The 26,454-nt window shown below is 62.6% G+C and carries 26 protein-coding genes; 12 read left to right on the top strand and 14 right to left on the bottom strand.

The window, feature by feature from the left end; all coding sequences use genetic code 11:
* Position 1: 1 nt before the first annotated feature.
* The 3 genes from ACIPIJ_RS12450 to ACIPIJ_RS12440 all read right to left on the bottom strand — a co-directional run bounded on the left by ACIPIJ_RS12450 (position 2) and on the right by ACIPIJ_RS12440 (position 2,552).
* Positions 2-820 carry an ABC transporter permease gene (locus ACIPIJ_RS12450; protein ID WP_401076849.1) on the bottom strand — a complete coding sequence of 273 codons (819 nt, stop codon included), beginning with the start codon at positions 818-820 and terminating at the stop codon, positions 2-4.
* Entirely contained in the window at positions 820-1,812 is a 993-nt protein-coding gene (locus ACIPIJ_RS12445) for an aliphatic sulfonate ABC transporter substrate-binding protein (RefSeq protein ID WP_401076846.1), read from the bottom strand. The genes ACIPIJ_RS12450 and ACIPIJ_RS12445 overlap by 1 nt, the downstream gene beginning before the upstream one ends.
* A 266-nt stretch (positions 1,813-2,078) precedes the next feature.
* Entirely contained in the window at positions 2,079-2,552 is a 474-nt protein-coding gene (locus ACIPIJ_RS12440) for a YMGG-like glycine zipper-containing protein (RefSeq protein ID WP_401076844.1), read from the bottom strand.
* A 261-nt stretch (positions 2,553-2,813) separates the two neighbouring features.
* Between ACIPIJ_RS12440 and ACIPIJ_RS12435 the strand changes: the two genes are divergently transcribed.
* The 3 genes from ACIPIJ_RS12435 to ttdB are packed head-to-tail and all read left to right on the top strand — an operon-like array spanning position 2,814 to position 5,725.
* The gene (locus tag ACIPIJ_RS12435) at positions 2,814-4,145 is read left to right on the top strand and encodes a dicarboxylate/amino acid:cation symporter (protein WP_401076841.1); all 1,332 of its coding nucleotides are present in this window, start codon (positions 2,814-2,816) and stop codon (positions 4,143-4,145) included.
* A gap of 45 nt (positions 4,146-4,190) precedes the next feature.
* The gene (gene ttdA, locus ACIPIJ_RS12430) at positions 4,191-5,090 is read left to right on the top strand and encodes a L(+)-tartrate dehydratase subunit alpha (protein WP_401076838.1); all 900 of its coding nucleotides are present in this window, start codon (positions 4,191-4,193) and stop codon (positions 5,088-5,090) included.
* Positions 5,091-5,101: 11 nt separating this feature from the next.
* Positions 5,102-5,725, top strand: coding sequence for a L(+)-tartrate dehydratase subunit beta (gene ttdB, locus ACIPIJ_RS12425; protein WP_401076835.1), 624 nt, complete (start codon positions 5,102-5,104; stop codon positions 5,723-5,725).
* Between the two features lie 51 nt (positions 5,726-5,776).
* On the opposite strand, the gene ACIPIJ_RS12420 is transcribed toward ttdB, so the two are convergent.
* The 5 genes from ACIPIJ_RS12420 to ACIPIJ_RS12400 form a co-directional block, all read right to left on the bottom strand.
* Positions 5,777-6,895, bottom strand: a complete 1,119-nt coding sequence (locus ACIPIJ_RS12420; RefSeq protein ID WP_401076832.1) for a DUF6708 domain-containing protein — start codon at positions 6,893-6,895, stop codon at positions 5,777-5,779.
* The gene (locus ACIPIJ_RS12415; RefSeq protein WP_401076830.1) at positions 6,895-7,665 is read right to left on the bottom strand and encodes a DotU family type IV/VI secretion system protein; all 771 of its coding nucleotides are present in this window, start codon (positions 7,663-7,665) and stop codon (positions 6,895-6,897) included. Before ACIPIJ_RS12415 ends, ACIPIJ_RS12420 begins: the two co-directional genes overlap by 1 nt.
* Positions 7,662-7,967, bottom strand: a complete 306-nt coding sequence (locus tag ACIPIJ_RS12410) for a hypothetical protein (protein WP_401076827.1) — start codon at positions 7,965-7,967, stop codon at positions 7,662-7,664. Before ACIPIJ_RS12410 ends, ACIPIJ_RS12415 begins: the two co-directional genes overlap by 4 nt.
* A gap of 494 nt (positions 7,968-8,461) precedes the next feature.
* Positions 8,462-9,979: an MDR family MFS transporter gene (locus tag ACIPIJ_RS12405; RefSeq protein WP_401076824.1), complete on the bottom strand. Its 1,518-nt coding sequence runs from the start codon at positions 9,977-9,979 to the stop codon at positions 8,462-8,464.
* Between the two features lie 50 nt (positions 9,980-10,029).
* Positions 10,030-10,692, bottom strand: a complete 663-nt coding sequence (locus ACIPIJ_RS12400) for a TetR/AcrR family transcriptional regulator (RefSeq protein ID WP_401076821.1) — start codon at positions 10,690-10,692, stop codon at positions 10,030-10,032.
* Between the two features lie 274 nt (positions 10,693-10,966).
* On the opposite strand from ACIPIJ_RS12400, the gene ACIPIJ_RS12395 reads away from it, so the two are divergent.
* Positions 10,967-11,287 (top strand): hypothetical protein, encoded by a 321-nt coding sequence (locus ACIPIJ_RS12395; protein ID WP_401076819.1) that lies wholly within the window; start codon positions 10,967-10,969, stop codon positions 11,285-11,287.
* A 150-nt stretch (positions 11,288-11,437) separates the two neighbouring features.
* Complete coding sequence (locus ACIPIJ_RS12390; RefSeq protein ID WP_401076816.1) at positions 11,438-12,253, top strand: substrate-binding periplasmic protein; 816 nt, start codon at positions 11,438-11,440, stop codon at positions 12,251-12,253.
* Between the two features lie 5 nt (positions 12,254-12,258).
* Here ACIPIJ_RS12390 and ACIPIJ_RS12385 read toward each other — a convergent pair whose 3' ends face one another.
* Genes ACIPIJ_RS12385 through ACIPIJ_RS12370 form a run of 4 tightly spaced genes read right to left on the bottom strand, consistent with a single transcriptional unit; the run spans position 12,259 to position 17,405 of the window.
* A complete protein-coding gene (locus tag ACIPIJ_RS12385; RefSeq protein ID WP_401076813.1) occupies positions 12,259-13,323 on the bottom strand; it encodes an XdhC family protein in 1,065 nt (354 codons plus the stop codon).
* Positions 13,324-13,335: 12 nt separating this feature from the next.
* Positions 13,336-14,682: a c-type cytochrome gene (locus tag ACIPIJ_RS12380; protein ID WP_401076811.1), complete on the bottom strand. Its 1,347-nt coding sequence runs from the start codon at positions 14,680-14,682 to the stop codon at positions 13,336-13,338.
* 18 nt (positions 14,683-14,700) lie between these two features.
* Positions 14,701-16,950, bottom strand: coding sequence for a molybdopterin cofactor-binding domain-containing protein (locus ACIPIJ_RS12375; protein ID WP_401076808.1), 2,250 nt, complete (start codon positions 16,948-16,950; stop codon positions 14,701-14,703).
* The gene (locus ACIPIJ_RS12370) at positions 16,950-17,405 is read right to left on the bottom strand and encodes a (2Fe-2S)-binding protein (RefSeq protein ID WP_401076805.1); all 456 of its coding nucleotides are present in this window, start codon (positions 17,403-17,405) and stop codon (positions 16,950-16,952) included. Before ACIPIJ_RS12370 ends, ACIPIJ_RS12375 begins: the two co-directional genes overlap by 1 nt.
* A gap of 246 nt (positions 17,406-17,651) precedes the next feature.
* Here ACIPIJ_RS12370 and ACIPIJ_RS12365 point away from each other — a divergent pair, with 246 nt between their 5' ends.
* The 3 genes from ACIPIJ_RS12365 (at position 17,652) to ACIPIJ_RS12355 (ending at position 21,933) form a co-directional block, all read left to right on the top strand.
* Entirely contained in the window at positions 17,652-19,838 is a 2,187-nt protein-coding gene (locus tag ACIPIJ_RS12365) for an OsmC domain/YcaO domain-containing protein (protein WP_401076803.1), read from the top strand.
* A 261-nt stretch (positions 19,839-20,099) separates the two neighbouring features.
* Complete coding sequence (locus ACIPIJ_RS12360) at positions 20,100-20,912, top strand: class I SAM-dependent methyltransferase (RefSeq protein ID WP_401076800.1); 813 nt, start codon at positions 20,100-20,102, stop codon at positions 20,910-20,912.
* A 154-nt stretch (positions 20,913-21,066) separates the two neighbouring features.
* A complete protein-coding gene (locus tag ACIPIJ_RS12355; protein WP_401076797.1) occupies positions 21,067-21,933 on the top strand; it encodes a hypothetical protein in 867 nt (288 codons plus the stop codon).
* Here ACIPIJ_RS12355 and ACIPIJ_RS12350 read toward each other — a convergent pair.
* On the bottom strand, positions 21,930-22,229 hold the full coding sequence (locus ACIPIJ_RS12350) for a hypothetical protein (RefSeq protein WP_401076795.1): 300 nt from the start codon (positions 22,227-22,229) through the stop codon (positions 21,930-21,932). The genes ACIPIJ_RS12355 and ACIPIJ_RS12350 overlap by 4 nt on opposite strands.
* Positions 22,230-22,413: 184 nt before the next feature.
* Here ACIPIJ_RS12350 and ACIPIJ_RS12345 point away from each other — a divergent pair, with 184 nt between their 5' ends.
* The 4 genes from ACIPIJ_RS12345 to ACIPIJ_RS12330 all read left to right on the top strand — a co-directional run bounded on the left by ACIPIJ_RS12345 (position 22,414) and on the right by ACIPIJ_RS12330 (position 25,464).
* The gene (locus tag ACIPIJ_RS12345) at positions 22,414-22,842 is read left to right on the top strand and encodes a DUF2231 domain-containing protein (protein ID WP_401076792.1); all 429 of its coding nucleotides are present in this window, start codon (positions 22,414-22,416) and stop codon (positions 22,840-22,842) included.
* Entirely contained in the window at positions 22,839-24,131 is a 1,293-nt protein-coding gene (locus ACIPIJ_RS12340; RefSeq protein ID WP_401076789.1) for a PQQ-dependent sugar dehydrogenase, read from the top strand. The genes ACIPIJ_RS12345 and ACIPIJ_RS12340 overlap by 4 nt, the downstream gene beginning before the upstream one ends.
* A 75-nt stretch (positions 24,132-24,206) precedes the next feature.
* Positions 24,207-24,785: a hypothetical protein gene (locus ACIPIJ_RS12335; protein WP_401076786.1), complete on the top strand. Its 579-nt coding sequence runs from the start codon at positions 24,207-24,209 to the stop codon at positions 24,783-24,785.
* A gap of 160 nt (positions 24,786-24,945) precedes the next feature.
* Positions 24,946-25,464 carry a DMT family transporter gene (locus tag ACIPIJ_RS12330; protein ID WP_401076783.1) on the top strand — a complete coding sequence of 173 codons (519 nt, stop codon included), beginning with the start codon at positions 24,946-24,948 and terminating at the stop codon, positions 25,462-25,464.
* Here the strand turns inward: ACIPIJ_RS12330 and ACIPIJ_RS12325 are convergent, their stop codons facing one another.
* Entirely contained in the window at positions 25,465-26,373 is a 909-nt protein-coding gene (locus ACIPIJ_RS12325) for a LysR family transcriptional regulator (RefSeq protein ID WP_401076780.1), read from the bottom strand. It lies immediately after the preceding gene.
* Positions 26,374-26,454 lie beyond the last annotated feature (81 nt).

Raw genomic sequence — 26,454 nt, 5'->3', positions numbered from 1 at the left:
GTCAGGCCTTTGTGTCGGTGCCATCGAAGGTGTCGCGCCAGGTCAGCCAGCGTTTCTCCAACCCCGCCAGCAACCCGTCGCTGAGCTTGCCAAGCAGCGCCAGGACGATGATCGCTGCCAGCACCAGGTCGGGCCGCGAGGTTTCTCGACCGTCGCTGAGCAGGTAGCCCAGCCCGCGGGTGGCCGCGATCAGCTCGGCCGCGACCAGGAACATCCAGCTCAGGCTCAGCGCACTGCGCAGCCCGGTGAACACCCCGGGGATGGCCGCCGGCAGCAGTACCCGGCGCGCCAGGCGCAGGGGGCCGAAGCCATACATGCGCGCCACCTCCACCAGTTTGCGGTCGATGTTGCGGATTGCCGCCACGCCATTGAGGTACACCGGGAAGAACGCGCCGATGGCAATCAGCGTGACCTTGGACGTTTCGCCGATGCCCAGCCACAGCAGCAACAGCGGTACCCAGGCCAGGCTGGGGATTGCCCGCAGGCTGGCGAAGGTGGGCTCCAGCCAGGCTTCGGCTTCGCGGCTCAGGCCCACCCAGGCAGCGAACAGCAGGCCGAGCAGGGCACCGATGGCAAAACCGGCCAGCACCCGCGACAGGCTGGCGCCGATGTGTTTCCACAGCGCACCGTCGGCAAGCTGCAGCAGGGTTTGCGCGACCTCGCTGGGCGCGGGCATCTGGTAGGAAGCGATCCAGCCCAGGCGCACCACGGCTTCCAGCAGCAGGATGATCGCCACCGGCAGCGCCAGGCCCTTGAGCCGGCGCGGCCATTGCCGTGGGCGGGTGGGGCTTGCGGCCAGAAGGTTGCTGTGGGTGCTCATCACTCGATACTGGCCTTGCCGAAGGAAGGGTCGATCAACTGATCGACAACGGTATTGACGTCGACGCCACGCTTGACCAGCTCTTCAGAAACCAGGATAGGCGCCGCAGCCTTGGAGGCGGTGACGTCCTGGGCGTTCAGTTGCGGGGTGGAAAGGTCGGTGCGCGACAGCTGCAGCTTGGCCACATCCAGTGGCAGCCTGGATTCGTCAGCCAGCAGTTTGGCGAACGCCTCCGGGTGGGCGACTGCCCAGTGGCGGGCCTGCTCGTAGGCCTTGATCACCGTGGCGACGGTCTGCGGGTGCTGTTTGGCGAACGTCTCGGTCACGCTGACCACGCCATAGCTGTTGAAGTCCTTATTGCGGTACAGCAGTCGCGAGCCGGCTTGCAGTTCACTGGCGGCCATGTGCGGGTCGAGGCCGGCCCAGGCGTCGACGTCGCCTTTTTCCAGCGCGGTGCGACCGTCAGGGTGCTGCAGGTGCAGCAGTTCCACGTCGTCTTTTTTCAGCCCGGCCTTTTCCAGCGCGCGCAAGGTGAACAGGTAGGGATCGGTCCCTTTTGTAGCCGCGATCTTCTTGCCCTTGAGATCTTCGATGCTTTTGAGCGGTGAATCCTTGGCCACCACCAACGCGGTCCATTCGGCGCGGCTGTATACATACACCGACTTGATCGGGCTGCCGTTGGCGCGGGCCAGCACGGCCGAGAGGCTGGCGGATGAGCCGAAGTCGGCGCCGCCGCTGTTGAGGTATTCCAGCGAGCGGTTGCTGCCCTGGCTGAACACCCAGCTGACCTTGGAATCAGGCAGGGCTTTTTCCACCCAGCCGAAATGCTTGAGCACCAGGCTGACGGGGGAGTAGTAGGCGTAGTCCAGGCGCACGTCCTTGGGCGAGGTTTCGGCCTGGGCCGTGGGGGTGAGAATGAGCGCGACCAGGCCGGCGGCGGTCAGGGTCTTGAGGCTACGAGGGAGGGCGAAGGCCAGGTCGGTCAGGCGCATTGCAAGGTCCAGTCGAATGGGGGTGTGCCCATTCGATTGCAGAGTGCATGCCATATAGCCACCGTCGTGCTCGGCAAACATCATCGACCGGTTTGCCAAGCACCTGTGGCCACGCCTTTACCTGCGAATACGGACCAAGCGCGAGGCGTACGCCGCCATGGCTCGGTTGCGAAGAGATCGCTGGCAAGGCAGATGCAGCGGGTAGCGGTCTGTACGCAGTGGGACATTCTGCTGATGTGCTGTTGCCAGGCAGACAGCGTGCGGTTTCATGGGGTGACCTGGTAACCGCGCCCCTGCAGGCAACCGCTGTAGGCGTTGGCCTGCGCCGAGCTTTGTGCCTGGCTTTGGCTACGTCGGTCCTGCCGGCGCTCCTGACGTTGTCGCGCTCCGCCGACTACCGCACCGGCGGCGGCAACTTCGCCTGCACGGTTTTGCCGGTATTGCTGCTTGGTGTCGTCGCTGGCCCGGTCGTACAGCTCATCGTGCTGGTTGCCCCGCACCTGCGCACCCACCGCTCCGGCGGTGGCGCCCACGGCTGCACCTTTCACCCGGCCACCCACATGCGGGCTGGACGGGGTGGCGGCGCTGTTGGCCGCGTTGGCGGCCACGCTATTGCAGTCGTTGATGTCCAGTTGCATTTGCTGGCTGCTCTGGCCTTTGAGGGGAACTACCGATTGGGCCTGGAGGGTTGGGGCTGCGCACAGCAGCACTATCAGACAACTCCATGTGAATGGACGCATGGCACACCTCCATGGGATGGGAATTGCACCAGAGAGGATAGCTCGGATTGGCAACGTCACCGCAAAGGTGCCTAGCGCCAGTATTAACTGCAGGTAAATAATGACGTGAATTCAACTGTATTACCGCACTTGTGAAAACGCCTTACCTTAAGCCCACGTGACCAACCACACGTAATCTGGGCTAACGCGCGTCCTGCCTGCACGCACCTGCTAGCCCAGCCGCCACATTCATCCGACCACAACAATAATTCGGAGACGGCAATGGCCAAGCGATTGATAGGCAAGCTGTACGTACAAGTGCTGATAGGTGTGACACTGGGCATCCTGGTCGGCGTATGCTGGCCGCAGGTCGGCACCGATATGAAACCGCTGGGTGACGCCTTCATCAAGCTGATCAAGATGGTCTTCGCACCGATCATCTTCGCCACGGTGGTGCTGGGCATCGCCAAGATGGAGAACATGAAGGAACTCGGCCGTGTCGGCGTGCGGTCGTTAATCTATTTTGAAGTGCTGTCGACCTTCGCCCTGGTACTGGGCCTTGTGGTGGTCAACCTGGTGCAGCCGGGGCAGGGCATGAACGTCGACCCTGCCACCCTCGATGCCCAGGCCATCTCCAGCTACACCGCAGCGGCCGCCAGCGGCTCGGGTGGGTTCATCGATTTCCTTCTGCACGTCATCCCCGGCAGCGTGATCGACGCGTTCGCCAAAAACGAGATCCTGCCCATCCTGCTGTTCTCGACCTTGCTGGGCATTGCCTTGGCCAACCTGGGTGAGCGCGGCAAGCCAGTGGTCGATGTGCTTGAGGCGTTTTCCCACGGCATGTTCTACATCGTCGGCATGGTCATGCGGGTTGCACCCTTGGCGGCCTGTGGCGCCATGGCCTTTACCGTCGGCAAGTATGGCCTGGGCTCGATCGTGTCACTGGGCAAGCTGATGGCGACCATGTACCTGACCTGCTTCCTGTTCGTGGTGATCATCCTCGGTGCCATCGCGCGCCTGTCGGGTTTCAGTCTGTGGAAGTTTCTCAAGTACCTGCGCGAAGAGCTGTTCACCGTGCTGGGCACCAGTTCGTCCGAGTCGGTGGTGCCGCAGCTGATGAACAAGCTGGAGAACGTGGGGGTATCCAAGCCGGTGGTGGGGCTGGTGATCCCGTCGGGCCTGACCTTCAACCCCGATGGCCAGTGCATCTACTACACCATGGCGGCCATTTTCATTGCCCAGGCCACCAACACCCCACTCACCTTGATGGACCAGCTGATCGTGCTTGGTGTGCTGCTGCTCACCTCCAAAGGTTCGGCGGGCGTCACTGGCTCCGGCTTCATCACCTTGGCCGCGACCCTGGCGACCATGGACAACATTCCGGTGGCCGGCATGGTCCTGCTGCTGGGCGTTGACCGCTTCATGTCCGAGGCCCGCGCCATCACCAACACCATCGGCAATGCGGTCGGCACCCTGGCGATCGCCAAGTGGGTCGGTGCGCTGGACAGCACCCGCATGGCCCAGGTGCTCGACGGCCAGGTAGAGCCGGAGCCCGATAAAAGCCAATCACCTACCCCTGTAGTGCAGGCCGCGACAACCCCCACCAGCGCCTGAACCGACAAGCAATACCTGCCTTGTGATGCCCTGAGGAGATAACCCGTGGATAAAGAAACAGCCGTGTCATCACTGACCGACGTGATGGCCAAGTTCACCGCCTACATCGGCAAGCGCCTGCCCAAGGACGTGAAGGAAAAGACCGCCAAGCTGCGCGCCGCCGAAACCAATCCGCTGGCCATCGCGGTGTACGACTCGATGGCCGACAACCAGGAATACGCCGACAAGCTGGACCGCCCCAGCTGCCAGGACACTGGCGTCATTCAGTACTTCATTTCGGCGGGTGCACGCTTCCCGTTGCTGGGCGAACTTGAAGCCATCCTGGAAAACGCCACGCGTGAGGCGACCATCAAGGGCCCGCTGCGCCACAACGCGGTGGAAACCTTCATCGAGAAGAACACCGGCACCAACACTGGCTCGAAGATCCCGTGGCTGGACTGGGAAATCATCCCCGACGCCGACCACGCCATCGTCGATGTGTACATGGCCGGTGGCGGCTGCACCTTGCCCGGTTCGGCCAAGGTGCTGATGCCGGGGCAGGGCTATGAAGGGGTGACTGAATTCGTCTTCGATGTGATCACCTCACGCGGGGTGAATGCCTGCCCGCCGTTGCTGGTTGGGGTCGGCGTATCGACCTCGGTGGAGACGGCGGCGCGCCTGTCCAAGCGCGCCATCCTGCGCCCGGTGGACTCCAGCCACCCCAACGAAAGCGCGGCGATGATGGAAAAGCTGCTGGAGGACGGCCTCAACGAAATCGGCATTGGCCCGCAAGGCCTGACCGGCAACAGCAGCGTCATGGGCGTGAACATCGAGTCCTCGGCACGCCACCCCTCGACCATCGGTGTCGCCGTGTCGACCGGCTGCTGGGCGCACCGCCGCGGCAAGATCCGCATCAACGCCGATTTGTCCTATGACATCCTTTCGCACGAGGGCGTAGTCCTGTGAGCCAGAGCACCGTGAACAAAAACACCGTGAAAAAGATTCTCAGCACACCCATCAGGGACGAAGACCTGGCCGACCTCAACGTTGGTGACGTGGTCTACCTGACCGGCCAGCTGGTCACCTGCCGCGACGTCGCCCATCGCCGCCTGATCGAACTGAAACGCGAACTGCCGGTGGACCTGCGCGGCGGCGCGATCTTCCATGCCGGGCCGATTGTGCGCAAGAAGGACGATGGTAGCTTCGAGATGGTCTCCATCGGGCCGACCACCAGCATGCGCATGGAAAAGTTCGAGAAGCAGTTCATCGAGGAAACCGGCGTGAAACTGATCGTCGGCAAAGGCGGCATGGGCCCGGAGACCACCACCGGCTGCCTGGAGAACAAGGCCGTGCATGCAGTGTTCCCCGGGGGCTGCGCGGTGCTCGCTGCGACCCAGGTCGAAGAGATCGAACGCGCTGAATGGCAGGACCTGGGCATGCCGGAAACCCTGTGGGTCAACCGCGTACGGGAGTTCGGGCCGTTGATCATCTCCATCGACACCAAGGGCAATAACCTGTTCGAGCAGAACAAGGCGCGGTTCAATGAGCGCAAGGGGGCGGTCATCGAGAAGATCAATAGCCAGGTGCGGTTCATCAAGTGACCTTAACGATGCCCGCTTCCTTTTGCAGAAGCGGGTTTATCGAGATGCCGATTACGCCTTGCGCGTACGCGGTTTACGCGGCTTTTTCTCCGGGCGTTTACCCGGCTTGAGTTGCCAACGGTCAGCATTGGCGAGCAGGCGTTCTTGCACCTCTGGTGGATAGTCAGCCAGGGTGGTCAACGGCGGAACAGGCTTGCCAGGCATGCCTGCTTCACGGATGACCTTGGGCCAGCGGGGCCTCCAGCACAGCATGAGGCTGACCCAGTGCGCGGTCCCAAGGATGACGAAAGCAGGCCAGACCAGCAGCAAGATGACTTTGAACTGCCAGCTGCTGTTGCGGAAAAATCGCCCCATCCCTTCGAATTGAGCGCTGAATGCCTGGATCGGAGAAGGGAGTTGCGTGCTCAAGCGGGGGCGGGGGATGGAGTCTGGGCCTTCTTCCATGTAGCGGCGGATGAATTCCCACTGGTCGCGCAGTTCACTACCGCCCTGACCTTGTGTACCTATCATCGCCATCTCTAGATGAGGTAACCCGGTCAGTGCGGGTTGCCAATGAAGAATTTGGCACATGCCAAGGCTTGTATGATCGTCTCTGGGGTTCACTGCACTGCTACCGGTGGTTCGCCATGGCAGGGTGACGATGCCTCCGCAATATTTTGGGCGATGAAGATGCACCTGTTGCGTAATTCGATTGAAACGGATTATTAGGTGGCGGCTGGTGAAGGCTTCCAGTCGAGTGATCTGGAAACCGTATTTGAAATATAGGTAGATAATAGTTGAGCTTAATGCGGTCATGAACAGTGTCAGCAATATTGTCACAATTGAGCTGAGGTGCGGCTCGGTAATATCTAAGTAGGCGAATCCAATAGCCGAAAATGTTGTTACATAGATCGCTGGGAGTATGCCTCCTATTGTCATGAGTGTGATGAGTCCGCGCTTTTCTTCAGAGCCTCCGCAGCGAATATCCATGTATTTTTCATTAAAACTATATAGAGGGGTCGGCTGTTTGGGGGTGTTGCTTGCACTCCGAAAATGGACTTCATCTAAGTCGCTCTCGTAAATATCTTTTTCAATTTTTTTACGGGTGTGTGATTTTGAAAGATCAGTCTCTCTCCGCTTGTCGGCAGATATCTTTTGCAATCCCCACCAGCTCCACTCGATCAGATACATCAGATTACCCCTCGTACAGCCGAGAAGAGCGCCTTGAGCTCAATTTTCTCTGCAAGAACCTTATTGTGAGCTCGATTGCTGCGATATATTGATTGCTTGCACCATTTTTCCAGGGCGTCATCATCAAATATAATAATCAATACCGTGATGGCTAACCCTATCCAAAATGCCCCTAAAACCAAGCGTGCGAGGAGAAGGCGTGCGGTTTGCGAACCAAGGCTTGCCGATAGCTCGCTCATCGTGCTGCCAAGAATGCGAATAAGTTTGTTCTCTGAAGTAAGCGTCAGATAGTCAAAGAAGGGCTTGGCAATCGCGATAGCGGTCCCAAGCTCTGCCAATGATAATGAAATGGTTGCCACGCCCCGTGCAGCGTAAGCGATCGCGATAACACTTGATCTTCTTCTACTCTGCGGAGTGGGCCCATGCCGGTTTTCCGTGTAATGGTCCTTCCAATCGGCAAAGTCCCACCAAGACAATACCAAGCCTCCAATACCCGCAAGGCTGGCTCCCCAAAGCTTCAATCGTCCCAAGGTTGCTGCTGCACCTTTTCCAGTTACGCTGTTCCCGCCATACCGTGCCACCACCTGATCCACATAACTGGCCCCCACGGGGCCGCGAAGTTCGCGGATGATCGCGTACAAGTCCATGATCAGGCATTGCAGGCTTTCTTCACCTCTGGGCTCGATGGCGTATTTGCCCTTCAGGCCAAGGCACACACAGTAATACATGAACTCAAGCACGTCCTTGAAACGCTTCGGTTCCTGCATCATCCCTTGCAGTACGCTGAATACCTTTCCTGCACAATCGCCGTGATCTGGATGTGCACCAGCTTGCGCACCTCGACGATGTTGGGCAAGGCATCGAGCTTGCGCACGCGCATCACCATGCCGAACAAGGGCATCGCGGCGTCGACCATGGGGTTCTTGAAACCGCCGCGCATCTGGAATTGCGGGTCGGCCATGCAGGTGAATGGTATCTGGCCGATCACTGACTCGGGTTCAGAATGTGTGACAACTGCCCCTTTCGCCTCCACTTTCGTTTCAAGCTGCGCCAGCAATTTGTTTTTGCTCATGTGTGGGCATCCTGATGTTCTTGCCGCCTCGCACATTCCTGAATGCTTGGGGAAACATTCAGGTCAGAAAGGCTCTGATCACGGTTGTGTAAAGGATTTAGATGTTTCTGTAGGAAAATTCTTTCTTAATGGTGTTATCTGGATAATATGTAGGAGTGTTCCTACAGGTGGTCGTCTTATATCGGCGCTGAAAGATTTTTGTTTGTGCTGTCGCTTTAGAAAGATGCTCTTATGAAAGGGCATTGGTCGAGCCTGAAAGTGTAAATTTATATTTGTTTGTTGAGATTATGAGCGGGCTCTATGCTGGCTCGCTGTTGTTATTCAACCCATGGAGTTCTGAAAACGATGTGCTCAGTCACGAGTTGACGTGAAAATCAACCCAACTGCAGCGGGGGTTACAACACAGGGTAGGATTCGGCTTATGCTGCAGAGCACGGGTGAACCCTGTGCTCTGCAGCATGCTGTTTTTTTGAGGGCATGCCACTGCGGGCAGATTACTCGGCGTGCGCTGTACGCAACGGCACCTCCTGCAACCACCACGACAACCCGAACGCCACGCAAGTCACCACCGCCGCCAGCAGAAACACCCCGTGCATGGCCTCGGAGAACGCCGCGAGGTAAGCCTGCTGCAGGGGCGCCGCCAAGGCATGTACCGCCGTCGGCGACAGGCTCGCGGCCCCGCCGGCGCTGGCGGCGAAGTCGGCGGGCAGCCCATCGAGCAAGGCATGCGAGAACAGCGCGCCGAACACCGACACGCCAACCGAGCCGCCAATGGAGCGGAACAGCGTGGCCCCTGACGTCGCCACGCCCATGTGGCGGCGTTCGACGCTGTTTTGCACGGCCAGGATCAACACCTGCATCACCATGCCCAGCCCGGCGCCCAGCAGGCCCATGTACAGGTTCATCTGCCACATCGGCGTATCCAGCTCCAGCCGGCTCAACAGCCCAAGGGCGATCACCTGCAGCAGCGTGCCGACGATCGGGAACACGCGGTAGCGCCCCCAGCGGCTGATCAGCCGCCCGGTAATCGCCGACACCACCAGCAGGCCGCCCATCAGCGGCAGCATCTGCAGGCCGGCGCTGGTCGGCGAGGCCTCCTTGACCACCTGCATGTACAGCGGCAGGAAGGTCACCGAGCCAAACAGCGACACGCCGACGATGAGGCCGATCAGCCCGGCCAGCACGAACGTGCGGTGGCGAAACAGGTGCAGGGGCATGATCGGTTCGGCGGCCCGGCGCTGCTCGCAAACGAAGCCGACCAGGCCGATCACGGCGAACAGTGCCAGGCACAGCAGATCGAGCGAGGCCCATGGCAACAGGCTGCCGCCCAGGCTGGTGATCAGCACCAGCGAGCCCAGCATCACCGTCAGGAAGAACGCGCCGATGTAGTCGACCACGTGCTTCACGGGGGCCACATGCGGTCGGAACACACTGCCGATCACCACCACCGCCAGCAGCCCCAGCGGCAGGTTGATGAAGAAGATCCAGTGCCAGGACAGGTGCTCGACCAGAAAACCGCCGATCAGCGGGCCAACTACCGTCGCCAGGCCGAACACGCCGCCGAACAGGCCTTGGTAGCGCCCGCGCTCGGCGGGCGGGATGACGTCGCCGATGGCCGCCATGGCCACCACCATCAGGCCGCCGCCGCCCAGGCCTTGCAAGGCGCGGAACACAACGAGCTGGGTCATGTCCTGCGCCACACCGCACAGCGCCGAGCCCAGCAGGAACAAGGCAATCGCGATCTGCAGCACGCGTTTGCGGCCATACAGGTCGCCGAACTTGCCATACAGCGGCACCACCACGGTGGACGCCAGCAGGTAGGCCGTCACGACCCACGACAGCCAGCGCAGCCCGCCAAGGTCGCTGACGATGGTTGGCAGCGCCGTGGAGACGATGGTCTGGTCGAGCGCGGCGAGGAACATCACTAGCATCAATGCGCCGAGCAGCAAAGGGATGGAGGCCTGCGCCTGCGGCACGGCCAGTGCGGGTAGGTTGTCGGGTGTCGTTTGCATGGGGCCGCCTTGCAATGAAGGGTGCGTTTGAGGGCTGCGTTGGGGGGCGGTCACTGGCCTTTGCCCTGGGCATACTGACGGCTGCTTTCCTGCAGGCCGGCCAGTGCGAAGCTGTAAAGGTGGGCGGCAACCTCGTCGGCGGGCATGCCGAGCATCTCGTGCAGGGCGCCGGATGTACCGCGTGGCCCGATCAGCAGCATCGCCCAGGGGGCAGTGACGCAGAGGATGCAGCGGGTGAGGGCCGGGTGCTCCGGCGGGATCGCGGTTATTTCGCTGAACAGCCCCTTGAGCAGCGCCAGCTTCAACGGCGCGCCGGTTTGCAGGTGCGCCTGGCCGTGCGGGCTGGGGGCAAGGATCTCGGCCGCCAGCACGCGCAGGTGCCAATTGTTGCGCCCCTGCGATGCCTTGCGCACCACCAGCTCGACCAGGGCGCGCAGTTTTTCGCTCGCCGGTTGCTCGCCCAAGGTGATCCGCTGCAGGTCGGTAATGTCCAGAAAGCGCCGCCGGGCTTCGTCCAGCACGGCCAGGTACAGGCCGTTACGGCTGCCGAAGTGGTAGTTGATCGAAGCCAGGTCGACCTCGGCCCTGGCGGCGACCGCCTTGTTGCTGGCTTCGGCGTAACCTACTGCGGCGAACAGCTCGCCGGCGGCCTGGAGGATGCGGGTACGGGTGGCTTCGCCATCCTTGCGTGGTTCGCGCGGCGTTGTCGCCATGGCTTCGGCTCCTCAATAAAAATACGTGAGCTTAGGCTGGGTCACTTTTAACTTAAATTCAATTTAAATTTAAGCTGTGCGACAAAAGGGATGCCGGTAATCGACCGCCAACCCTGCAGGCAACCGGACGGCGCACACCGCTAGGGCGACAGGCCTCACCTATGGTATACAAGCCCCATAACGACACCACCAACGCCTGGCACCCGGATGCGTCCACCCTTGGTCGGTGATTTTCATGCAACTGCTCCTTTTATAGAGAAACGGAGATTCGAAGATGACCGCCACCGACCGTCTGAGCCTGCTTCAGTATGAGCACCTGGGCCTGGACGATGTTGCCGCTGCAGAATTCAAGGTCGCGCTGGGTGAACTGCGCACGTTGGCGCTGGGCGACCGTTATGAACATCATGCCGCGCTCCACCTGGGCGATATCGCTGAAGCCGAAAACCGTCAGCAGCTGGATCAGACCAAGAACTGGGGTATTGGCTTCTTGCAGGGGCTGACGTGCGCCCAAACCCTTACAGAAGCGCAGATCAAGGCGTTGCGCGGTGTGTTCCAGGCGGCCGCAAGGCGGTCTATGGCGCGTATGCCCGCTTGATCTGAGCAGGGTGAAAAGTGCTGGCGGCCGGCTGATTCTGGTCCAGACTGTGTAATACATGCGGACAGCCGTACAGCAGACGTCCACAGGATGTGGCAGCCTTTCGCGACCACGCCTGGCCGCCGAAGGCCGCATGTTCCGAGGGTGGCGATGGTCGAGCGTGGGTCTGGCCGGTCCTTGTTGTTAACGCTGTGCCTGTTGCTGCTGCCTCAGCTGTCGGCGGCGGACGATGCATGTCAGCAATTGACGGCCACCGGCAACCCTGAATACCCCCCTTACTTGTGGCGTGACCCTCACAACCCCCAACAATTGATCGGCGCTAATGCCGACCTGCTCAAGTACCTGGGCGAGGCGCTGGGGCTGAAGATACAGGTGCTTTACGGTGGCCCCTGGTCGCGGGCGCAGGAAGAAGTGCGCACCGGCCGTATCGACCTGCTGGCCGGCTACTTTCTGACCCAGGCGCGTCAGCAGGAGATGCACTTCGTCAAACCGCCGTTCCTGCATACGCCGAGCGTTGTCTGGGTTCGCCAGGACGCGGCTTTTGCCTACCGCAGTTGGCACGACCTGCGGGGGCACACGGGCGGTACCCTGGTCAGCAACAGCCACGGCCAGCAGTTCGACGACTACGCCACGGCCAACCTCACGCTCGAAGCGGTGCCCAGCGCCAGGCAGGCGTTCGAGAAGCTGCTGCACAAACGCAACGACTATGTGATCTACGAACAGTACCCCGGCATGGCGCTGGCGCGCACGCTGCGTATGGAAAAGCAGCTGAAGTTCCTCGAACCGCCGGTGTCCAGTGAAGGCTTGTACCTGGCGCTGTCCCGCGAGTCGCGGTGCAATCAGCCTGCGCTGCGTGAACGGTTGGCGCAAAAGATGAAGGAAATCGTCTCCGGCCCGTTACCGGGGCAATTGCTGGAGAAAAACCTTGAGCGCTGGAGGCAGGAGCAGGCGAACGTGCAGCATTGAACCGGTTAGAGGTGCGCAGCATCCGGACTGGCATGCACGGCTCTGGCAGTTGGCAATTCAGCCCTGGTTTCTTCAGCTCCCTTGGCCACGGTCACACTGACCTCGCCGGGTAGCGCCACGCCATTTTTGATCGCGAGAATCTCGGCCATGACGCTGACCGCGATTTCCGCCGGTGTCTTGCTGCCGATGTAGATGCCGATGGGCCCATGCAGGCGCTTGAGCGAGTGTTCGCTTTCGCCGAAATGCTCGATCAGTCGCGCACGGCGCAGTGCATTGTTGCGCCGTGAACCAATCACGCCGATATAGAACGCCGGGCTGTGCAAGGCTTCGAGCAGGGCCAGGTCGTCCAGTTTGGGGTCGTGGCTGAGGCCGACGATGCAGCTGCGCAGGTCGGGGGTGAAGGCCTTGACCACGTCGTCCGGCATGCCGACGATCTTCTCCACGCCCGCGACGTTCCAGCCGTCCATGTATTCCGGGCGAGGGTCGCAGACGGCCACTTTGAAACCGTTGAACAGTGCCATGGTCGCCAGGTATTCGGCCAGCACCCCGGCACCGATCAGCAGCATGCGGTAGCCGGGGCCCAGGGTGTTGACCATGCGCTGGCCATCGAAGCTGAATTGCTCGGGCGCGCGGGTGGTGGTCAGTTGTACGTCACCGCTGCCAAGGTCCAGCTCGCGACGCACCAGGTTACCGGCGTCCAGGCGTGGCAGAAGCTGCTGCAGGCTCGGCAAGGAGGGGCCGAACTCGAGGATCAGTTCCAGGGTGCCGCCGCAGGGCAGGCCGAAGCGGTGAGCCTCGTCGGCACTGACGCCATAACGGACCACGCGGGGCGGTCCCGCCGGCATGCCATCGCCGTGGTAGGCAGTGGTATAGCGGTGCACGAGATCATCCTCGATACAGCCGCCGGACACGCTGCCAATCACCCGGCCATCACCGCGCAGGGCCATCATCGACCCGACTGGCCTTGGCGATGAGCCCCAGGTGCGGGCCACAGTGGCCAGCAGCACCCGGTCGCCGGCCTGGAGCCAGTCGCGGGCGGTACGTAGCACCAACAGGTCGATACTTTCCATGGGCAGGGCTCCTCAGCGCATGTGCAAGATGATCGGGCTGCTGCTGGCCGGGTCGGTATCCCCGCGCAGCTTGCCGACGGCCTGGGCATCCACCGCACCGCCCTGGTTGCCCCAGGTACTGCGCACGAAACTCAGCACATCGGCGATCTCCTGGTCCGACAGCTGCTCACGGAACGCTGGCATGCGGTAGGCATCCGGCAGGCCGGCGGCGACGATGCGTTGCGAGCCATTGAGGGTGATGTTGATCGCCGAGGCATTCTCCTTCGCCAGAGCCGAGGTGGCCCCCGCCAGTGGCGGCATCCATTCGGCCTGGCCTTTGCCGTCCAGGCCGTGGCACGTTGCACAGCGGGTCACGTAGGTGTGGGCACCTGGGGCATCCAGGCGTGTGGCCGCGGAGACCGCCTGGTACTGCCAGGGTGCGCCGTCGCGTTGCGGGTCGCCCGGCAGTGATTTCAGGTAGTGGGCAATCGCCGCCAGGTCGTCATCACTCATGAACTGGGTGGAGTTGTTGAACGCCTCGGTCATCGAGCCGTAGACCACCGCGTGCTGGTTGCGCCCGGTCTTGAGGAACTGCACGATCTCGGCCTCGCTCCAGCGGCCCAGGCCGGTGTTGTGGTCGTCGCGCAGGCTTGGCGCGTACCAGCCATCGAGCAGTGCGCCCGCCAGGAACGGCTTGCCACTGTCGTCCAGGGCTTTTTCGTTGAACGCCAGCCCCCGTGGGGTGTGGCAGCTGCCGCAGTGGCCGGGGCCCTGGACGATGTAGGCGCCGCGGTTCCACAACGCGTCCTGCCCGTCCTTGGCCGCATAAGGTGTGGTGGCGGCGAATACCCCGTTCCACAGGGCAATCGGCCAGCGCATGTTCAGTGGCCAGGGGATGTCGCTGGGGATATTCGCTTGTTGCGCAGGCTGCACGCCTTTCATGAAGAAGGCATACAGCGCCCGCACATCGTCATCGCTAAGCTTGGCGTATGAAGGGTAGGGCATGGCCGGGTACAGCCGTCGGCCACCTGGCGCGACGCCATGGCGCACGGCACGGTCGAAGTCGGCGAGGCTGTAGGTGCCGATGCCGGTTGCAGCGTCTGGCGTCACGTTGGTGGCGTGGATCGCCCCCAGCGGTGTGGCCATTTCCAGCCCGCCGGCGAAGGGCTTGCCGTCGGGCAGGCTGTGGCAGGCGACACAATCGCTGAGCCTGGCCACGTACTCACCGCGGCTGACCAGCGCCGGGTCGAGGCTGGCGTTCTGTTCGTTGCCGAACGGCGAGGCAGGCTCGCGGGTGACGTACCAGGCCAGCAGGCCTGCCGCGACCAGGCACGGCAGCGCCAGCCAGGTTGCGGTTCTTGCGAAGCGACTCTGGGTCATGGGGCGGTCCTTGTCCGGTCAGCTGAAGGTATGGCGGCTCAATGGCAGGCTGCGCACGCGCTGGCCCGTGAGCTGCGCCACGGCGTTCGCCACGGCAGGTGCCACGGCTGGCAACGGCGGCTCGCCAATGCCCCCCATCTTCGCGCCGCTTTCAACGATGCGCACATGCACCCGGGCCATGCGCGAGGCCGGCAGAATCGGGTACAGGTCGTAGTTGCGCGCGCGTGGCTTGCCATCGATGAACACCGCTTCCTCGACCAGCGTCTGCGACAGGCCAAGCGCCACGGCACCATTGACCTGGGCTTCGATGATCGCCGGGTTGACGATGCTGCCGGGGTCGATCGCCTGCCAGATGTCGTGCACCTTGACCTGGCCGCCTTCCAACGACACTTCGGCAATGACCGCCGCTTCCGAGCCGAACGGCGAGGCCATGGCGATGCCACGTGCCCGTTTGCTGCCGTCTTCGGCAGTAAACGGCCCACGCTTCCAGCCGCCGGACAGCTCACCCACTGCCTGCAGCAGGGTGGTCAGGCGCGGGTTGTCGCGCAGCAGGTGCAGGCGCAGCTCGAACGGGTCCTTGCCACCTTTGTCGGCCAGTTCGTCGAGGAACGATTCATAGAAGAAGTCGTTCAGCGAGTTGCCCACCGAGCGCCAGTAGCCCAGCATGGCTGGGCCTTTGACGTAGATCTGGGCGATGCGCTTGTTGGCGATGGCGTACGATTTGCCTGACAGCCCTTCGAGCGCGGTCGGGTCGATCTTCTCGCCTTGCTTGCCGGCCAAGGCTTCGGTCGGGCCTTCAGTGGCGCTGACCGCTTCGATGGCTACAGGCAAACCGTCGGCATCGAGCCCGGCGCGGAACTTGACCACGGCGACGGGCCGCAGTACATCACGCAGGAATTCTTCTTCGCGGCTCCAGATCAGCTTGACCGGCCGGCCGACGGCCTTGGCCAGCAAGATCGCCTGCGGGTAAGGGTTGGCCGAGTCATACAGGAAGTGGCGGCCGAAGAAGCCGCCCAGCAGCGGCGAATGCAGGGTGATCCGGTCTGCCGCGAGGCCAGTGCGCTTGGCGATGTCATCGCGGAACATGTCCGGCGCCTGGTTGGGTAGCCATACCTCAAGCGAGCCGTCCGGGTTGAAACGCGCGATGGCTGAAGGCGGTTCCAGCTGAGCGTGGTTGAGGTATTGGTTGTGGTAGGTGGCCTCGACCTGGGTCTTGGCGTTGGCCAGGGCACCGGCGATATCGCCTTCGTTCTCATCGTCGCGGGCCGGGCCCTGCTGGGCGGCCAGGTGGTCGCGCCAGGCGTCACTTGAGAAGTCGGCAGGCATTGGCCGCACCTTGCTGTCGGCACCCGGTTCCTGCCAGTCCACCTGGATGGCTTCGACCGCGCGCTTGGCGTGCCACCAGCGTTCGGCCACCACCGCTACGGCGCCGGGCAGCGAGTGCACCGAGTGCACGCCTTTCATGGCTTTGACCTGTGCTTCGTTACGCAGGCCACCTACGGTCATGCCCAGCCGCGGCGCATGCTGCACGGCGGCGTGGAGCATGCCGTCGACCTTGATATCGATGGTGTACAGCGCCTTGCCGGTGGATTTGTCGTAGGCATCGACGCGGCGCACCGGCTTGCCGATCCAGCGGAACTGGCTGGGGTCGCGCAACGGCACGCTGGCCGGGTCCGGCACCGGCAGGTCCATGGCGCGTTCGGCCAGCTCGCCATAGGCCAGCGAACGGCCGGAGGCGGCATGCAGCACCTTGCCAGGTTCGGTGGTCAGTTCGGCCACCGGCACGCCCCACTGGTCGGCCGCCGCCTGCAACAGCATGGCCCGGGCCAGGGCACCGAGGCGGCGCATGGTGGGGTAGCTCATGCGCACCGACATGCTCCCGCCGGTAATGCGCATGCCGTTTTCCATCACCACATAGGCTTCGCCGGGTGGGGCACTGTCGACGACAAAGGTCGCCGGGTCGGCGTCCAGTTCTTCACCGACGATCTGCGCCATGGCGGTGTAGGTGCCCTGGCCGCCTTCCATGAACGGGCACAGCAGGCGCACGGTGCTGTCGGGGCGGATCTCCAGGAATGCAGGCACCTGGGTGCCGCGTTCCTGGGCGGCAGCCGTGGCTGCCTGAACCCGGGCGGAACCCAGCGGCAGGCCGAAACCGAGGACCAGGGCGCCGACTGCCGTCCCGGCCAGGAAGCGCCGACGCGACAGGTTGACCGTTTCGCCCAGGGGCAGGTCGCGCAGTGCTGCAGGGATATCGACAGGCGTGTTCATCAGGCCTTCTCCCCTTGGGCAAGTTCGTGCACGGCGGCATGGATGGCGTTGTAGGTGCCGCAGCGGCACAGGTTGACCATGGCCGCATCGATTTGCGCATCGCTGGGTTTGGGGGTGTGCTTGAGCAGCGCGGTGGCCGCCATCACCTGGCCGGACTGGCAGTAGCCACACTGGGCCACCTGGTGTTCGACCCAGGCGGCGACCACGCGCTTGCCCACATCATCGGCCTCTATGGCTTCGATGGTGGTCACGTCACGCCCGACCACCCCGGCCACCGGCGTGACACAGGCACGCACCACATTGCCGTCCACCAGCACTGAGCAGGCGCCGCACTGGGCCAGGCCGCAGCCGTATTTGGTACCGGTCAGGCCCAGATCGTCGCGGATCACCCACAGCAGCGGCGTGTCGGCGTCGGCCTCGACCTGGTAGGTCTTCTGGTTGATTCGAAGTTCCATGGCTCACCTGCTGATCATCGGTTGTCGTCGTTTGCGGTCCGGTGGGGAATACGTTGTTCCCCAATCCAGAAACGCTAGCACAGGGCTGTGACCGGCGGTCTGGCAGGCACTGCAGGTTCAGAGGATCAGGCAAGCAATCCGGTGGAATGCGCAATTGGGCAAGGGCAGGGCGGCGCCCCAAGACTTCCCGGTAAAAAAACCGGATAATGCCCGCCATTCGTTCCGCACGCTTTCTGGTACCCCCGCATGGAAATCAAGGTCAACTTTCTCGACAACCTTCGTCTTGAAGCCAAATTCGACGACTTCACGGTAATCGCCGACCAGCCGATCCGCTACAAGGGCGATGGCTCGGCCCCGGGGCCGTTCGACTATTTCCTTGCCTCGTCGGCCCTGTGCGCTGCTTATTTCGTCAAGCTGTACTGCCAGACGCGCGATATCCCCACCGAAAACATCCGCCTGTCGCAGAACAACATCGTCGACCCCGAGAACCGCTACAACCAGATCTTCAAGATCCAGGTCGAGCTGCCGGAAGACATCTCCGAGAAAGACCGTCAGGGCATCCTGCGCTCTATCGACCGCTGCACGGTCAAGAAAGTGGTGCAGACCGGCCCGGAGTTCATCATCGAAGAGGTGGACAACCTCGACGCCGATGCCCAGGGCCTGCTGATGCCGGTGGCTGACACCACCACCTACATCGCCGGCAAGGACCTGCCGCTGGAGCAGACCATCGCCAACATGTCCGCCCTGCTGGCCGGGCTGGGCATGAAGATCGAGATCGCCTCGTGGCGCAACATCGTCCCCAACGTGTGGTCGCTGCACGTGCGTGACGCGCAGTCGCCGATGTGCTTCACCAACGGCAAAGGCTCGACCAAGGAGGCCGCGCTGGCCTCGGCGCTGGGCGAGTTCATCGAGCGACTGAACTGCAACTTCTTCTATAACGACCAGTTCTGGGGCGAGGAAATCGCCAACGCGCCGTTCGTGCATTACCCCAACGAGCAGTGGTTCAAGCCAGGGCCGAAGGACGCGCTGCCGGCCGAAATCCTCGACGAACATTGCCTCGAGATCTACAACCCGGACGGCGAGCTGCGAGGTTCGCACCTGTACGACACCAACTCGGGCAATACCGAGCGCGGCATCTGTTCGCTGCCCTTCGTGCGCCAGTCGGACGAGCAGGTGGTGTACTTCCCGTCCAACCTGATCGAAAACCTGTTCCTCAGCAACGGCATGAGCGCCGGCAACACCCTGGCCGAAGCACAGGTGCAGTGCCTGTCGGAGATTTTCGAGCGGGCGGTCAAGCGCGAGATCCTCGAAGGCGAGCTGTGCCTGCCGGACGTACCGCAGGAGGTGCTGGCCAAGTACCCGGGCATCGTCGCCGGTATCCAGGGCCTGGAAGAGCAGGGCTTCCCGGTGCTGGTCAAGGACGCATCGCTGGGCGGCGAATTCCCGGTAATGTGCGTAACCTTGATGAACCCGCGCACCGGCGGTGTGTTCGCCTCGTTCGGCGCACACCCAAGCTTCGAAGTGGCGCTGGAGCGCAGCCTGACCGAACTGCTGCAGGGCCGCAGCTTCGAGGGCCTCAACGACCTGCCACAGCCGACGTTCGAAAGCCATGCGCTGACCGAGCCTAACAACTTCGTCGAACACTTCATCGACTCCAGCGGCGTGGTGTCGTGGCGCTTCTTCAGCGCCAAGGCCGACTTCGAGTTCGTCGAGTGGGACTTCAGTGGCCATGGCGAGGACTCCAACATCCAGGAAGCCGCCACCCTGTTCGGCATCCTCGAAGACCTGGGCAAAGAGGTGTACATGGCCGTGTACGACAACCTCGGCGCCAACGCCTGCCGCATCCTGGTGCCGGGTTACTCGGAGATCTACCCGGTCGAGGACCTGATCTGGGACAACACCAACCGCGCCCTGGGCTTCCGTGCCGATATCCTCAACCTGCACAGCCTCGACAACCGCGCCTTGCGCGCGTTGCGCAAGCGCCTGGACAACTGCGAGGTGGACGATTACACCACCATCACCACGCTCATCGGTGTCGAGTTCGACGACAACACGGTGTGGGGCCAGCTGACCATCCTCGAGCTGAAACTGCTGATCTGCCTGGCGCTGCAGCGTTTCGAGGACGCCAAGGAACTGGTCGAGGCGTTCCTGCAGTTCAACGACAACACGGTTGAGCGTGGCTTGTTCTACCAGGCGTTGAACGTGGTGCTGGAAGTGGTGCTGGACGACGAGCTGGAAATCGAAGACTACGAGGCCAACTTCCGCCGCATGTTCGGTAACCCGCGAATGGATGCGGTGCTGGGCTCGGTGGACGGCAGCGTGCGTTTCTACGGGCTGACCCCGACCAGCATGAAGCTTGAAGGGTTGGACCGACACCTGCGCCTGATCGACAGCTACAAGAAGCTGCATGCCGCACGGGCCAAAGCGGTCTGAATGGCCCCCAGGGGCGCTTTGCGCCCCATTCGCTGCGGTTCGTCGCCACGAATAGACTACAAAGCAGCCCCTCTTATATAGCTCAACGGGATGACGACTATCGCCAATCTGTATGGCTATGCAGTCGCTTTTACTTGCCCAGCTGTCCAACGCGCGCTTAGCTATTGGCCGGCCTGAACAAGCCATCACACTTCCCACATTCCATGGCGCGCAGACCGCCAGAAGGACCTCGGCCGCGCACAGATCAAGAGGGCGCAGACCATGAGCACTCCTTTGGATACCAACGCACTGAAGGCCCGCCAGCAGGCGGCATGGGCCAGCGGTGATTACGCGGTGATTGGCACTACCTTGCAACTGGTGGGTGAGCGGCTTGCCGAAGCCTGCGACCTGCGCTGGGACGAGCAGGTGCTGGATGTGGCGGCGGGCAACGGCAATGCCACCCTCGCCGCTGCCCGGCGGGGTTGCCGGGTCACTTCCACCGATTATGTGCCCGAACTGCTCAAGCGCGGGGAAGAGCGCGCCCGTGCCGAACACCTCAACGTCGACTTCCAGGTGGCCGATGCCGAGGACTTGCCGTTCCGCGACGGGAGTTTCGATGCCGTCGTTTCGACCTTTGGCGTGATGTTCGCCCCCGATCAGGCGCAGGCCGCCCGTGAGCTTGCCCGCGTTTGCCGGGCCGGTGGCAGGGTGGGCCTTGCCAACTGGACCCCACAGGGCTTCGTCGGGCAGATGTTCAAGACCCTAGGCCGCCATGTGCCACCGCCTGCCGGTGCGTTGCCGCCGTCGCGCTGGGGCGATGAAGAGCAACTGCGCGCGATGTTCGAGGGCACCATCGGTGCCATGGACGTCACCCGCCAGCACTTCAACTTCCGCTACCGCTCGGCGGCGCATTTCATTGACGTGTTCCGCACTTGGTATGGGCCAGTGCACAAGGCGTTTGCGGCGTTGCCAGCGGAGGCAGGCGGGGCACTGGAGCGTGACCTGACGGCATTGCTGAATGAGCATAACCAAGGCGGGGCATCGTCGCTCGTGGTGCCCAGTGAATACTTGGAAGTGGTGATCATGAAGCGTTGAAGGCAGTTGATTTCACCGGCCTGTTCGCGGCGTCCGTTGTCCCGTGACAGGCCTAGGGATACCTGCAGGAGCGGGTTAACCGCGAAGAGGCCGGTACAGTCAATTCAGGGTTCAAGGTAACATTCAATGCTCAAACACCTTCAAGGATGGCCTGGTGAACAAGCTCTTCAACCGCCTGAAAGGCTGCCTCATGGCTACGGCAGGCAATCAAAAAGCAGTGGAACCGACTTTTGCGCCCTCCCGCACGGAGCAGAACCTGGCTTGGCTGCCCCATAACGGGGTGTTGGAGCCACTCGACCTGCCGCCCCCTGATTGCCCGCTGCTTGGTCTGGTTGGCGCGCCTTTGCAACAGCGCTATTCGGCATTCATGGCGCAGGTGGCGAAGACCCCAGCGCCAGTAGCTGATGCCACCCTGGGCGAAGCAGGACGACACCTGGCCAGTGATCTGCTGAGCCAGGCAATCACCCTGGGCAGCAACAAGGCTCACGAAACTTCGGACGAGATCTACTGGCTGGTGCAGAGCGCCGCGACCGTCTCCATGTTTACCGATGGCGCGCAGTCCGTCGAGTTCGCGCGGTATCACCCGCATGTCCGGTACTACGAAGCGGCTCCCCGAATGGCGGCTCAGGTGCAGGCATTCGACCGTTACGTGGCCGCCTGTGGCCTGCCCGTGGCAGACAGCGAAATACAGTCCCGCTCAGCGGATGGCGGCTACCGGGTGATGGTCAGGCCATGGGAGGCGGCAAATTCGCATTGGGTCTATTCGCCGAGGATTGTCGATACCCGCCAAGGCACTTGCCTGCTGCGTTTCGAGGATGCGCGATGGTCAGCGCAAATCAGCACCTGGCGTACCCCGTCGACTGTCGAACTGGTGCTGCGCAAGTACCCGGGCAATCAGCCTCGCAGCGAATTGAGGGTCATCATCGATTGTGCGAACCGCTGCGCACGGCTGGAGGAGGGGGGCGAAGTCGAGCTGACGAAACTGGAAGGGGAGCTCGACGCTCGTCTGGATAACGGCTAGTTCTTGCACTTCGCCATGACCACCTGGCACGTATTCGGCGTACCTCCGGAGCGGCCGGCATAACGAATGCAGTTGTTCATTGATTTCTGCCGGGCAATGCTCAGCGTATTACCCCAGGCCAAGCCCCCTTCGCCCAGGCTGGGCACTGCCTTGGCAAAACAGTTGGAGCCAGGCGCCGCCGCAGAGTAGCGCGCCTGCTTGTGCTTGCTCGAACACCCTGCAGCCAACGCCAGGCAGAGGGCAAGCAGGGCATGCCCGGCCCAGCGTGCGTAAGGTGCTGCGGTGTGAAGGTTCATGCCAATGCCTCTGCAGGGGATGTTTCGGGGGGGTTAATGCTTTCAGGATATGTCAATCAAGCCAAACGGTGAACTTATCGGACGACACAGCGATCCTTTGCAGTGCGCACCCCGCGCACGCCTGATGGACCGGGCACCCGCGCCAGGTCATCAGTTCCGGGTCACTGACTGATAAGGAGGCGCCGTGACCGCTACTGAGCAAACCCTCTACCGATGCACGCCCAGCCCGTTGCATGCGATTCTGCTGGCTGGCACGGTGCCGCTGTTCCTCGGCGCCCTGCTGAGCGACATCGCCTACTTCAAGAGCTACCAGATCCAGTGGAGCAACTTCGCCGCCTGGCTGATCGCCGGTGGGCTGCTGTTCTGCGGGCTGGCACTCTTGTTCGCACTGGCCAACCTGGTGCGCGCCGAGCGCAAGGGAGGCCGGCCGAGGCTGTATTTCCTGTTGCTCCTGGTAACCTGGGTGCTGGGCCTGGTGAATGCGTTCGAGCATGCCAAGGACGCTTGGGCGGTGATGCCGGCAGGCCTGGTGCTGTCGCTGGTGGTGACGGTGCTGGCCTGCGTGGCAGCTTGGCTGGGCATGTGCAACCTGCGTTCGGGAGGTGCAGCATGAAGCCTTTGCATGCATTGCCCGTCGTGAGTATGGCGCTGCTGTTGAGCGCCTGTGGCGGTGAGGGCGAGGCCACCCAGGCGCTCGGCCCTGACCCAAAATTGCCAGCCCCCGAGCGAGGCCTGCTGCCAAGCATGAAGATTGCCCAGCCGGCGCAATGGGGCGAGCAGAAGCCGACGGTGCCCGAGGGCTACAGCATCAGCGCTATCGCCACCGACCTGAATATCCCGCGCCAGAGCCTGGTACTGCCCAACGGCGATATCCTGGTGGCCGAGGGCCGTGGCGGCAGCGCGGCCAAGCTCAAGCCCAAGGACGTCATCGCCAGCCAGATCAAGGCCAAAGGCAATACCCAGGTCAAGGGCGGCAACCGCCTGACCTTGCTGCGTGACGCCGACGGCGATGGCACCTACGAGGTGCAGACGGTGTTCGCCGAAAACCTCAACGCCCCGTATGGCCTGGCCTTTGCCGATGGCAAGCTGTACGTGGCCAACCAGGATGCGCTGGTGCGTTTCGACTACCAGGACGGCCAAACCCAGGCGTCCGGCGCGCCAACCAAGCTCACCGACCTGCCAGGCGAAATCAACCATCACTGGACCAAGGCGCTGACCATCAGCCCTGATGGTCGCTATTTGTACGTGGGGATTGGCTCGAACAGCAACATCACCGAGCGCGGCATGGAGGCCGAGGTCGACCGCGCCATGGTCTGGCAGATCGACGCCGCCACCGGCGCGCACAAGCCCTACGCCACCGGCCTGCGCAACCCGACCGCGCTGGCCATCCAGCCCGGCAACGGGCAGCTGTGGACCGTAGTCAACGAGCGCGATGAACTGGGCCCGGACCTGGTGCCGGACTACCTCACCTCGGTGCGTGAAGGGGGGTTCTATGGCTGGCCCTACAGTTATTGGGGGCAGAACGTCGATGAGCGGGTGAAACCGCAGAACCCGGAGAAGGTGGCCGCTGCGATCAAACCCGATTACAGCCTGGGTTCGCACGTTGCCGCGTTGGGTGTGGACTTCTCCATCCCTGCCATGGGCGAGCGGTTTGCCGACGGTGTGTTCGTGGGTGAGCACGGCAGCTGGAACCGGCCAAATCCGGTGGGTTACAAGGTGATCTTCGTGCCGTTCAGCAATGGCAAGCCTGCGGGTGAACCCATCGACTTTGCCACGGGCTTCAGAGGTGACGATGGCAAGACCCGGGGGAGGCCGGTGGGGGTGACGGTCGATCCGAAGGGCGCCCTGATCATTGCCGACGACCTGGCTAACACGGTGTGGCGGGTCACGCGCAATCAGTAAGTCCAGCTATGGTGTAGGAGCGGCGCGTGAACAGATCACGCGCCAATCCGGACTTGATGACAGGGAAGCAAGCCTATGAATGCTCTGTGCGCACGTGCTCGTGCTGTTGCTCTTGCCTCGCTGGTTGGCACTGCCAGCTTTGCGGTGCAAGCGGCTGATATACCGATTGCCAGCGAAGCGCTGGAAAGCCATGTCACCACACAGGTCACGGCCATCGACCAAGCCAACCGCCAGGTCACGGTCAAAGGCCCGCATGACAAGGATGTGACGTTCCAGCTTACGGAAAAGGCCAAGGCGCTGCCCAACCTCAAGGTGGGAGACAAGGTCGACATCTACGTGACCCGCGCGGTGGCCTATGTGCTCAACACCGATGTGGGTGGGGCACCGAAGGCCAGCGAGGAGTCCGGCACCATCCGCGCCACCAAGGACAACCCCAGCCCGGGCGGTGAAGCGTTCCGTCAGGTCAGGGTGACTTCGCAGATCAAGAAGATCGACCTCAAGACCCATGAGGTGAGCTTGTTGCCGCCGGAGGGCAAGCTGCAGGTGGTCAAGGTCGAAGACCCCGAACTGCAGGCGCGAATGAAAAACCTCAAGGTCGACCAGACGGTCGATGCGATTTATACCGAGGTGCTTCGGGTCGAGACATCGCGCTAAGTCAGTAACGGCCTCTTCGCGGGCTTGTTCCGCGAAGAGACCAATACATACAGTCGAAGCATATCCATGAGACGAATGTACGGAGTGCATATTTTCGATTTCCATAAGCCATGTCGATTAAAGCACTGTCGGTTCATCCTCTTTCCCGATGAGTGCATACATGGTTAACAAGGCGCTGATTATTGCTTTTCTTCCTCTGGTATTGGCCCTGTTGGCGGGTGTCGTGCTGCCGTACCAGGCCGCCAGCAACGCGGCGGTCGGCCGTGCGCTCGGGCATTGGCTGTGGGGCGCTTTCACTTCGTTGACGGTCAGCTCGGTGGTGGTCATCGCCGCGCTGCTCATCCTGCGCGTCCCCATGCCTGACCTGGGCAAGGCGTTGCAAGGCCCGTGGTGGCTGTGGATTGGCGGGGTGCTGGGTGCGTTGTATGTGGCGGCAGCAGCGGCTTTGACGCCCAAACTTGGCACGGCGGGCTTTCTGGTGCTGGTGGTGGCGGGGCAGATCCTGACCTCGGTGATCGTCGACCACTTCGGCCTGATGGGGTTTTCCGCCAAACCGGTGAGCCTGCCCAGAATCGCCGGGGTGATACTGATTCTGGCCGGGGTCTTTCTGGTCCAGAGTACTTGGGCGGCGAGCCCGTCGGTTGATCGGGCGGCCAGCGCCAAACAGTCGGAAGGCTGATCAATGCCCAGGTTGGCAGCTGGCCCAGACCGCCTCGCGCAGCCAGCGATGGCCGGGGTCGCTGTCTTTCCTCGCATGCCAGGCTTGTTGGTAGGCCAGGGGAGGGATGGGCAAAGGCGGTGCGAACTGGCGCAGACGCGTGTGCTGCCGCATGGGGCCCACCGCGCGTTTGGCCACGGTGAGGACCAGGTCGGTACCCGCGAGCACCTCAACCGCTGCGCTCCAATGCGGCAATGCCAGGGTGATGCGCCGGCGCAAACCGTGCGCAGCCAATGCCCGTTCGATCTCGTCATGGGCATCTGGGCGCATGGCCATCAGCACATGCGGCCGCGCCAGCCAGTCGTCCAGCGCCAGGCCACCTTTGGCCGGTAGCACTTGGCGGTCGGCGATGCTGACGAAGCTGTCCTCGAACAGGGTCTGGGCAGTGATGCCATGTGGTAGCTCGGGGAAGATGCCCAAGGCCAGGTCGAGTTCGCCATCGAGCAACTGCGCCATCATCGCCTCGCGGCTGGCCTGGCTGATCGCCAAGTCGATGCCGGGAGCGGCCTGGCGCAAGTAGCGGACCAGGGGCGGCAGGATGATCCGCGAGGCGTAATCGGACAACGACAGGCGGAAACGGCGTTGCGCTTGGGCGGGGTCGAAGCGCGGAGCCGCCAGCAGGCCGTTGAGGCTGCCCAGGGCGTCTTGCAGGGGCTTGAGCAGGGACTGGGCGCGTGCGCTCAGGGTCATCTGGCCGTTCTGGCGGATCAACAGCGGGTCGTTGAAATGCGTGCGCAGTTGCGCCAGGGCGTGGCTGACCGCGGGCTGGCTGCGGTGCAGGCGCAAGGCGGCGCGGGTGACGTGCTTTTCGCTCAAGAGTGCGTGCAGGGCCAGCAGCAAGTTGAGGTCGATCTTGCGCAGTTCATCCATGGGGCGAATAGTCTGGTTGTCTTCTGAGGCTTTGTATCAGCCTAACAGATGTATTGGCCCATTCGCGGGCCAGTACCGGCA

This window comes from Pseudomonas sp. NPDC087185, from assembly GCF_044744955.1.
Classification (GTDB): domain Bacteria; phylum Pseudomonadota; class Gammaproteobacteria; order Pseudomonadales; family Pseudomonadaceae; genus Aquipseudomonas.
Note: the sequence above shows the minus strand (reverse complement) of the source record. Positions and strands in the feature narration are given on the sequence as shown.